Below are 9,165 nucleotides of genomic sequence, written 5' to 3' on the forward strand. Positions count from 1 at the left end.
TCCTGGTCGCTCGGCCGTATCGGCGGCGAGGCGGCGCTGCAGGCGCTGAAGGATGCGCTCGGCACCGAGGAGGATCCGGAGGCGCGGGATGTCATCGGCCGGGCGGCAGCTGCAGCTGAAGCGTTGGAGGCATCGGAGGCATTGGAAGCGCCGGAAGCCGGACAGGAGCCGGCATCTCCGCATTCTTGAACGGCCCGCAGCGCCTGTTCCCGGATTGCGCGCGATACCCGATAATGCTATCATGGACAAGTCTATGAACACCCATGAAGGATAGGTGAGCCAATATGGAATGGTACAACTACGTCATCCCCATCGTTACCCTTATCGTCGGAGGGGTCGGCGGATTTTTCATCGGGGTCTTCTATCTCCGCAAGCAGCTGGAGAAGATGCAGTCCGATCCGGAGATGCTGCAGAAGATGGCCAAGCAGATGGGCTACAATCTGAACGGCAAGCAGATGCAGCGCGCCCAGCAGATGATGAAGAACCAAGGTGGCGCAGGCGCCCCACAAAACCAGAAATTCATTCCGAACCAGCGCGGCGGCAAGCGAAAGTAAGCCCCTGCTGAAGCCAGAAGGGAAGAAACCCGCCTATGGCAGGCTTGAAGGACTATAGCAATTCCCATGTCTCCCGCAACCGGGAGCAGATCGAATATCATCTCCGCGAAATTCTCAAGCTCGTCGGAGAGAACGTGGAACGCGAAGGGCTGCAGGATACGCCTGCCCGCGTGACGCGGATGTACGAGGAGATCTTCGCCGGCTACGAAGTCAATCCGGCGGAAGTGCTCGGCGTCACGTTCGACGAGAACCACGAGGAGCTCGTCATTGTGAAGGATATCGTGTATTACAGCCAGTGCGAGCATCATATGGCTCCGTTCTTCGGCAAGATCCATATCGGCTATCTGCCGAACGGCCACATCGTAGGCCTCAGCAAGCTGGCCCGGCTCGTCGAAGCCGTCACCCGCAAGCTGCAGGTGCAGGAGCGGATTACGGCCCAGATCGCCGACATCCTCATGGATGCGCTGGCGCCGCAGGGCGTCATGGTCGTCGTGGAGGGCGAGCATCTGTGCATGTGCTCCCGGGGCGTCAAGAAGCCGGGCAGCAAGACGATCACCTCCGGCGTGCGGGGAGAATTCCGTACCAGCAGCGCGCTGCGTTCCGAATTCCTCTCGCTGCTGAAGCAGTAGCAGCACGCAGAACCCGCTTGCCTGGGCAAGCGGGTTCTTTTGCGTTCATCAATCGGCATTGCAAGCCGACCATGGCTCGCGGATCAAGCGCGGCATGACAAGGGAAAACCCCCTACGAAATAATCATGGGATACCATGTCATGCACACATGTCATACACGAATGTCATACACGTATGTCATACACACACATGTAGTACACTCATGTCATAGAGACATGTCGCAACAATACACGCGCGACAGGCTCAGTAAGGCTCCCAGGCGATCGTCCTCGCTTTCTCGAAGCGCTGGTTCACATAGGGCCAGTTGACGACATTCCACCAGTCCTTGACGTAATCGGGACGTTTGTTCTGATGCTTCAAGTAATAGGCATGCTCCCAGACATCCAGCGGCAGCAGGGGAATGGCGTCCCATTGGGAAAGGTTCTGATGCTTCTCCGCCTGCAGGATTTCCAGCCTGCGGCTGCGGGGGCTCCAGACGAGGATCGCCCAGCCGCCGCCCTCAACCTTGCCGGCAGCCTCGCTGAACTGTTTTTTGAACGCGTCGAAGCCGCCGAAATCATGGTCGATGGCATCCCCGATCGCGCCGACAGGCCGGCCTCCGCCTTGAGGCGACATGACGGTCCAGAACAGCGTATGCAAATAATGGCCGGCGCCGTTGAAAGCCAGCTCGCGCTCCCAGTGCTTCACGAGGTCGAAATTCCCGTTTTGCCTGGAAGCCTGAAGCTCTTTTTCCGCCTTGTTGAGATCCGTGACGTAAGCTTGATGATGCTTGTCGTGATGGATTTCCATCGTTTTCGTGTCGATGTACGGCTCCAGGGCATCATAGGCATACGGAAGCGGCGGAAGCGTATGGCCTCCGATGGGAACCTGCTTCAGCTCCTCGGCCGGATAGCCGTAAGTGAACAGCCTGCCCGACCCGCCATCTCTAGAAGCCGAGGCTGACGGTTCCTTCTCCGAGCCGCCGCTGTCGGAGCGGGCGGCTTCGTCGGCGCGGCTGCGGGCTTGGCTGTAGGCCTCGGCCTTCCCGAGGCAGTAGCTGGCTTCCCGCAGCGCATGGTCGACGGCGGAGCGCCCGGCCTGATCTCGAGCCAATGCGGGGCTCGCTTGCAGCATTTGCGCCAGCTGCTCGATAAAGGTTCGGGTCTGGAGCGCGGATGCCTCCAGCAAGCCTGCGGTACGCTGGTCGATCATGGCCAGAGAAGGCTCGGCCTCCTCGCTTCTCGGCCCGTCTCCGCTTAGGCGAGCCTCCTCTCGAAGAAGCTCCTCGGCCTGCTGCCCGGTCAGCCGGAACAGAGGCTCCCACTGCTGCAGCAACCCCCTGTAAGCCGGCTCCAGGCCGGGAGAGACGAGCCGGATCAGCTCCGCGTTGCTTTGTTCCTGGATCTTCCATTCCTTGATATCCTCCAGCAGCTTGAGCTGCCTGGCGCTTCGGTCCGCTTCCGGCATATGTGGCCGCCCCCTCGAGCATGTAGTTTCCATCCTCTTCTAGATGTATTCGGGCTCGGGGACAGCTATGTTCGTGCTTTTAGAGCTCAAAAAAACCGGACCCACGAAGGGTCCGGCCATGAGCTTGGGAGGATGGTAAGGGGATGAGATCAGGCGGTCGCGCCATCGTTCTCGAGCGACTGGTTGACCTGGCTGAGAAACAAGGCGACACGCTGGATATATTCCTTGGGGTGCTCTCGGTACAGCATCTCGTGATAGCCGCCGTTCACGATCCATTCCCGCGACAGCGGATTACTCTGCCGGCTCGCGATCGTTTCGGCCGACTGATAGGAGGCTTTGGCATCCATCGTGCCGTGGATCATATAGATGGGAATATCATAATCGGTGCTCATGACCTTTCCGGCGGGAATCTTGTTGAAATCGACCCCTGTCCAGAGCGGCAGAAGCGCCTCGATCAGAGGCAGCGAAGGAAAGCGGGGCAGATCGATGATCTGCCGGACATTCTCGAACAGCGTGTCGGGACTCGGCACGAACGTGCTGTCGAGAATCATGGCGTCGATGTCTTTCGTTTGCAGCGCGGCTTGGAGCGCGGTTCCGGCTCCCATGCTGAAGCCCCAGACGACCACCTCGCCGGAGCCGTGGCTGCGGGCGTAATTCACGGCGCCGAGCAGCTGCTGCGACTCCTCCCAGCCTCCCGTCGCCGGGGCTCGGTATTGCTTGGAGGCATAGCCGTAATCGAACATAAGCACGTTATAATGAAGCCTGTTGAGCAGCTCGCCAAATCATACATAGGCACCCAGGTTTCTTCCCGGTTCGCTCCGTAGCCGTGGCTGAGGATGACGGTCCGATCGGAGGCTTCCTTGACGGAATGGCCGGATCCGGCGGGGATATACCAGCCGCTCACGGTCGTACGGCCGCTCTGGCTGGGAAAGGTGATGTCGCTGTAGCTCAGCTGCTTGGCTTCCATGGGATTGGAATAGACCGGAGCCACATAAGGATAAGCGACCATCCAGGCGATGTAGCCGTGGAAAGCGGCAGCCGCGAGCAGGAGCAGCGCAGCCAGGGCAGACACGGAAGCTATCAGCGCGTTGCGGCGCGTATCCCGGCGGGGAGCGACGGATGACCGGTTTCCCTCGAGGTTAAGCGGCGTCGACAGGGCGGTGCTGCTCATATCGTCTTCCCCTCCCTTGCAATGTAAGCGGTATAGATCCGATGTACTACTACTTTATGTGTCTTTGGTCCGGGCTGTCAATTGATGTCGGTGATTTGTTAAGCTCTTGTAATCTGCTTGTAAAACAAAGCCGGCAGCGGCTGAAAGCAGGGGAAGAAGAGGCGGTTTCTTTACGGAATTCGGGAATCCGGTTATACTAGAAGAATCTCGGTTTCATTGTGTGAAACCTTATAGCGCTAAAAAGCATGGACGAACGGAAAACGTTCCTCTATAATGATAATGATTCTCAGTTGATTCGGACCACCGCTTGCAGGACCGGCTAGCTCCGGCATATTCCGGGCAAGTTGACGTACCCGATATTCTGTCCGAGGGTTCGGGTTCAGAGCGAACCGATAAGCAGCATCCCGGCGCAGAGACGGGAATGAAGAGGCACCGCATCCGGTGCCGGAAGGAGATGAAGAGCGTGGAGCCAAGAGGAGCCCGTGCGGATGAAGGCAAGTCGAACGTGCGAGCGGTCGAGCGCGCGCTGGATATATTGCTGTGCTTTACGACCGAAAGCGATCTGCCGATGACGGAGATCGCGGAGCGCGTCGGCCTCCATAAGAGCACCGTCCACCGGATGCTGGCGACGCTGGAGGACAAGGGTTTCCTGGAGCGCGACCGCAGCTCGGAGAGGTACCGGCTCGGCATGAGGATCTGGGAGCTCGCCGCGCATATATCGCGCTCCGGCGATCCCGCCGCGATCTGCCTGCCGGAGATGGAGCGGCTTCGCGACACGATCGGCGAGACGGTAAGCCTGTATGTGCAGGACGGACGGGAGCGGATCCGCATCCAGGCCGTCCAGAGCAACCAGGCGATCCGCAGGGTCGCGCCGGTAGGCCTCAGGCTGCCGCTCTATGTGGGAGCTTCAAGCAAAGTGCTGATCGCCTTTGCAGAGCCGTCCTTGGCCGATCGGCTCATGTCCGATGAGGCGATGCCGCCGGGCCTCGATCCGGCTGCGTTCCGCGAGCAGCTGGAGGAAATCCGCCGCATGGGCTACGCTACGAGCCAGGAAGAGCGGGAGCCCGGCGCCGCGGCTGTGTCGGCTCCGGTGTTCGACCGGTCGGGCCGGCTGGCGGCCGCGTTGTCCGTCTCGGGACCTTCGGCCCGATTCACGCCGGAGATCATCGCCGAGCAATCCGCTCTCATCATCCAGTCGGCTCAGCGCATGGGAGCCATGCTGTCCGGCTGATCGGAATGAACAGGATGGCGCTTATCAACGGGGCCGCTGGTGCGGCAGCCGGGCGCTGGAAGGGGCTTTGCCTGTCCGGAGCCTGTCTCGGCGTCATATCATGCGTCCTGCCGCGAGGGCAAGTCGAGCATGACGGCGGAGACGCATTGATACGAACCGCTCCAATATCGGAGACCTCAAGGTCTCTTTTTTTTTGGCTTTCTAGGACATGGAAGAAGTTTACGGGTTAATAATAGTTGACATCTATCTTAGATGTAACTAATATACTATACCATAGTAACATGATAGGAATAAGGGAGTTGAGCTGCTTGGTTCCAAATAATAACCTGATCCATGCCATACAAACGAACTGGATCAGCTTGCTTGTCTCTATTGTCGTCATCGGCCTGCTCGTAGGGCTGGCGCGGCGCCGCGTATCCTTCGGCTACCGCGTGCTGATCGCGCTCGGAATCGGGCTGGTCGTCGGCATTACGCTGAACGCCCTTGAGCTGGATGCGACCAGCATCGGCACGATCGGGTCCATCTACGTCAACCTGATCAAGATGCTCGTCATTCCGCTTGTCGCCGTGCTAGTCATTTCAAGCATCACCTCGATCTCGAATCTTGGGCAGCTGCGCAAGATCGGGACGAAGACCATCCTGCTGTTCCTGGTCACGACCGGAATCGCAGCTCTCATCGGGCTTGTCGTCGCCCTGGTCGCGAACCCGGGAACGGGCATCGCCCAAAGCGTGCCGGAAGGCTACGAATCGCGTTCCATTCCGACTTTCTCGGAGGTCATCCTGAACCTGGTTCCGTCGAACCCGATCGGGGATATGGCGGACGGCAAAGTCGTGCCGGTTCTGATCTTCTCTATCTTTGTCGCCGTGGCGATCGTGCATCTCAGCTCCCGCAAGCCGGAAGCGGTCGAGCCGGTGCGCCAGGTCATCGAATCGCTGAAGCAGGTCATGAATCAGGTGACCAAGTACATCATCCGCTTGACGCCGTACGGCGTGTACGCGCTGATCGGCTCCATGGCCGCCAAGTACGGCGCCGAGACGCTCAAGCCGCTTATCACGCTCATCATCGCGACTTATATCGCGCTGCTGCTGCACTTCATCCTTACCTTCGGAGCGCTGGTGACCTTCGGCGCGAGGCTGAATCCGTTCAAGTTCCTCCGCAAAATCTATCCGACCATCGCGGTCGCCTTCACGACTCGCAGCAGCTACGCGACGCTGCCGGTCAACCTCGAGGTCATCACCAAGAGACTGCGCGTATCGCCTCGCATCGCCAGCTTCGTCGCTCCGCTCGGCGCGACGATGAACATGAACGGCTGCGGCGGCGTATGGCCTGCCGTCGTGGCGGTATTCGTCGCCCAGGTGTACAGCGTGCCGCTGGGCTGGTCGGATTACGTGCTCATCGTGCTGGTCAGCATGATCTCGTCGATCGGCGTCGCCGGGGTGCCGGGTCCGGCATCCATCTCGACGACCGTCGTGCTCACCGCGCTTGGCCTGCCTCTTGAAGGACTGGGTCTGGTGCTTGCGATCGATGCCGTCGTCGACATGGGCCGCACGGCTCTGAACGCCTCCGGCACGACCGTGTCGACGCTGCTGGTCGCCGTATCGGAAGGGGAATTCGATCGGGAATCCTACGAGCGGGATGAGGAAGACGAGCTCGAATTGAGCCACGCTTGATGGTGGAATAGAAAGACTGCCAGCCGTTATTGCGGCTGGCAGTCTTTTTTTATACGCAATGTGAACTATTCATGCTGTTCCCGACCCGAGGATGACTGCTGAAGGCCGGCTAAGAACGGTCGGCAGATCATTCTGCAAAGATAAAAGAATCCAAAAGACGATATACATCAGGCTCATCTTTTATCGTATAGGAATGGATTTTATTGGGATCGGGGTTTAATTCGATTACATCCATATTTTTGTTGTCCTTGAAATTCATGCCCACTGCAATATCATTCCTGTCCAATATGGCGATTTCGTAAGTGAATTTAACATCTGGATTTATTTTTCCGTTTTTAGCCGATACGGTTTTAATTTCACTTAATTTGTTCAGCACATTGCTGATGCTTTCTTTGTCGGTGAGGTTGATTTCTGTTTTCCCTCTCGTCTCTTTAGACGTTTTACTCACACGGACGGAAACGAGGTTGTTCTTATCCAATTTAGTTATAATTTCATTTAAGCTGCTCTTATCTTCAGCCAAGTAGGCATACAAGAAAAATCCTGCAATCGCAAGAATAATTATTCCCATATTCCACAGATATGATTTTTTCATTGTCTGCTAAATCGCTCCATTTCAAGTCAAACCCGTAAGGAAAGGCGGAACAGGCTGTGCACCAATGCATAAGGGAATAATATCCAGATTAGACTGGTTTAGCATAGTGTTCCACGATGGGATACAAATCGAGAAGGAACCACGAATAACAGGATGGTCGACGGGCGTCCCGGACAGCTGCTTGGCTCTTCCCGGCGGAAGGACCAGCGCTGTCAAAATAATGCCCCAAGTGTCCGCTCCAGGCCCTAAAAAGCCAAGAGGCATCCCCCGGCCGCAAAGCGGACAGGGGATGCCTCTTGAAGGAATGAAGGACAGAGCGCCATCCGGCTACAGAGACAGCCGGATATGGATGTCGGATGTTTCGATCAGGGAGTTGCGTCTCCAGAAAGCGGTGGCCGGGAACAGCGTGCCTTCCTGGGAGGACGGCTCCAGCGTCTTGCGCAGCAGCCGGTCCCTGTGGTCGCTGATCCATTCCGCGTCGTAATAGAGCACGGACATCGCCTCGTCGGAGCGGACCCCGACGAACGGCTGGAACCAACGGCTCCACGCGTCCCAGCTTCTCGGCGCCTTGGCGTAAGGAATGAGCACGGAAGCCTGACGGATGGAGGAGCCGAAGCACAGATGCAGCACGACGCGGTAATCTCCGCGCTCGGGATCGACGAGCGGCCCCGTGCGGGTGATGAACAGGTCGATGCAGCGGATGCGGCGGCCCGGTGCGGACAGCTCTTCTTCAAGCGCCTCCGGACGGAAGGACGGCCTTGCGGCCGTCTCGGCAGCCGGGGCCGGCTGGGAATAAGCTTCCGCGACCGCCATGTCCAGCGCGATCGGCGCGTCCAAGCCGGGAAACGGCGGCGGAGCCAAGAAGGCCTCGACCGCAGACGCAGAACAGACGGAAGGCGCAATGAAGCCCTCCTGCGCGGAACAGGCCGCGCGGTTGTCTTTCAGTGACATCCTGACATCTCTCCTTTGTGCGCTTACGGGGTTAGCTGACGGATTCGGGCCAGAGAGTAGCCCTACCAAAAGGAAAGAGACGCGGCTTCGGCAGCCCGGCCTGTTCCTTTCGGATTCACCCCGGCAAGCGTCGACAGACGCCCGCGTATTGGTTCCCCCGCTTCCACGATAAGTGGAATTCAGCAAATATGGTGATAGAGTGGTACATCATATCATAAGCCAGCCGGGCTTGTTTTGTAAAATACGATATTGACTGAAAATTCGATATATATCTGCCGCATTCTCGTTATAACCACGGATAACGGCGTTTAAGCGCTCTATCCGGCTATGGGTCCGCATATTTTAATGGAGAGCAGTCATAAGATCATCTTGATGATGGGCGAATACCGACCAGAAGGGATGGGGAAAGGAATGCCGCGTACCGGTACCCGGGGAGTCAAACGATCGGAGGCTCAGCGCTCGCAGCCGTCTTCCGGCAAGCAGGCTGCGCTCGAAGGCTGGAGAGGAGCCGTGCAGGAATACGTGCACGGGTACAACGAAGCCGAAGTGGAGCGGAGGCATGAGGTGCTCGGCGCCCTGCTGGAAGACAGGGATCACCGCCGGCGCCTGGAGGAACGTCTGCGCCGGCTGCGCCTCAGGGACGAGGAGCGCGGCATTCTGTCGCCGCAGAGCGAGACGAGAGCGACGCTGCTGAGGATCAACGAGTCCGCGACCGAAGTGTCGGTCGTCTTGAAGCTGCATGTGAAGCGTCATGTCGAGCATCGCGGCCGCTCCTACACCGAGGAGCGCCTCGAGCAGGAGCGCCTGTGGCTCGCCGAGGAAGGCGGAGCATGGCGCCTGACCCGGGTGGAGCCGATCGTCGGCGAGCGCAGGCCCAGATACGGCCATGCCGCGGCGGACAGCGCGCTGGCGGAGCATCGC

General features: G+C 58.6%; 9 protein-coding genes, 2 pseudogenes and 1 riboswitch. Of the genes and pseudogenes, 6 read left to right on the forward strand and 5 right to left on the reverse strand.

Features of this window, described 5'->3' with window-relative positions; translation table 11 throughout:
* From BN871_RS28390 to folE, 3 genes and pseudogenes are all read left to right on the forward strand, one after another.
* Positions 1-189: pseudogene (locus BN871_RS28390) on the forward strand (hypothetical protein); the annotation flags it as partial.
* Between the two features lie 95 nt (positions 190-284).
* The gene (locus tag BN871_RS13270; protein WP_021881158.1) at positions 285-554 is read left to right on the forward strand and encodes a YneF family protein; all 270 of its coding nucleotides are present in this window, start codon (positions 285-287) and stop codon (positions 552-554) included.
* Positions 555-589: 35 nt separating this feature from the next.
* Positions 590-1,183, forward strand: a complete 594-nt coding sequence (folE, locus tag BN871_RS13275; RefSeq protein WP_021881157.1) for a GTP cyclohydrolase I FolE — start codon at positions 590-592, stop codon at positions 1,181-1,183.
* A gap of 243 nt (positions 1,184-1,426) precedes the next feature.
* On the opposite strand, the gene BN871_RS13280 is transcribed toward folE, so the two are convergent.
* From BN871_RS13280 to BN871_RS29045, 3 genes are all read right to left on the reverse strand, one after another.
* Entirely contained in the window at positions 1,427-2,629 is a 1,203-nt protein-coding gene (locus tag BN871_RS13280) for a Fe-Mn family superoxide dismutase (RefSeq protein WP_048746535.1), read from the reverse strand.
* Positions 2,630-2,778: 149 nt separating this feature from the next.
* Complete coding sequence (locus tag BN871_RS29040) at positions 2,779-3,372, reverse strand: alpha/beta hydrolase (protein ID WP_232313026.1); 594 nt, start codon at positions 3,370-3,372, stop codon at positions 2,779-2,781.
* Positions 3,285-3,800: a hypothetical protein gene (locus BN871_RS29045; RefSeq protein WP_232313019.1), complete on the reverse strand. Its 516-nt coding sequence runs from the start codon at positions 3,798-3,800 to the stop codon at positions 3,285-3,287. Before BN871_RS29045 ends, BN871_RS29040 begins: the two co-directional genes overlap by 88 nt.
* 463 nt (positions 3,801-4,263) lie before the next feature.
* On the opposite strand from BN871_RS29045, the gene BN871_RS13290 reads away from it, so the two are divergent.
* On the forward strand, positions 4,264-5,031 hold the full coding sequence (locus tag BN871_RS13290; protein ID WP_232313021.1) for an IclR family transcriptional regulator: 768 nt from the start codon (positions 4,264-4,266) through the stop codon (positions 5,029-5,031).
* 308 nt (positions 5,032-5,339) lie between these two features.
* Positions 5,340-6,701 carry a dicarboxylate/amino acid:cation symporter gene (locus BN871_RS13295; protein WP_232313024.1) on the forward strand — a complete coding sequence of 454 codons (1,362 nt, stop codon included), beginning with the start codon at positions 5,340-5,342 and terminating at the stop codon, positions 6,699-6,701.
* Between the two features lie 127 nt (positions 6,702-6,828).
* Here the strand turns inward: BN871_RS13295 and BN871_RS13300 are convergent, their stop codons facing one another.
* A complete protein-coding gene (locus BN871_RS13300) occupies positions 6,829-7,293 on the reverse strand; it encodes a hypothetical protein (protein ID WP_021881151.1) in 465 nt (154 codons plus the stop codon).
* A gap of 327 nt (positions 7,294-7,620) precedes the next feature.
* On the reverse strand, positions 7,621-8,244 hold the full coding sequence (locus tag BN871_RS13305; RefSeq protein WP_021881150.1) for a hypothetical protein: 624 nt from the start codon (positions 8,242-8,244) through the stop codon (positions 7,621-7,623).
* Between the two features lie 5 nt (positions 8,245-8,249).
* A riboswitch (cyclic di-AMP (ydaO/yuaA leader) is annotated at positions 8,250-8,439 on the reverse strand.
* Between the two features lie 216 nt (positions 8,440-8,655).
* Here BN871_RS13305 and BN871_RS13310 point away from each other — a divergent pair.
* Positions 8,656-9,165 (forward strand): annotated as a pseudogene (locus tag BN871_RS13310) (hypothetical protein); the annotation flags it as partial.

Origin of the sequence: Paenibacillus sp. P22 (genome assembly GCF_000469945.2) — a bacterium.
GTDB lineage: Bacteria > Bacillota > Bacilli > Paenibacillales > Paenibacillaceae > Paenibacillus_O > Paenibacillus_O humicus.

Excerpts from the sequence above, each read along its gene's own strand:
- BN871_RS29040 (WP_232313026.1), bottom strand. The coding sequence starts at position 3,372 with ATGTTCGATTACGGCTATGCCTCCAAGCAATACCGAGCCCCGGCGACG.
- BN871_RS13300 (WP_021881151.1), bottom strand. The coding sequence starts at position 7,293 with ATGAAAAAATCATATCTGTGGAATATGGGAATAATTATTCTTGCGATT.
- BN871_RS29045 (WP_232313019.1), bottom strand. The coding sequence starts at position 3,800 with ATGAGCAGCACCGCCCTGTCGACGCCGCTTAACCTCGAGGGAAACCGG.
- folE (WP_021881157.1), top strand. The coding sequence starts at position 590 with ATGGCAGGCTTGAAGGACTATAGCAATTCCCATGTCTCCCGCAACCGG.
- BN871_RS13270 (WP_021881158.1), top strand. The coding sequence starts at position 285 with ATGGAATGGTACAACTACGTCATCCCCATCGTTACCCTTATCGTCGGA.
- BN871_RS13305 (WP_021881150.1), bottom strand. The coding sequence starts at position 8,244 with ATGTCACTGAAAGACAACCGCGCGGCCTGTTCCGCGCAGGAGGGCTTC.
- BN871_RS13280 (WP_048746535.1), bottom strand. The coding sequence starts at position 2,629 with ATGCCGGAAGCGGACCGAAGCGCCAGGCAGCTCAAGCTGCTGGAGGAT.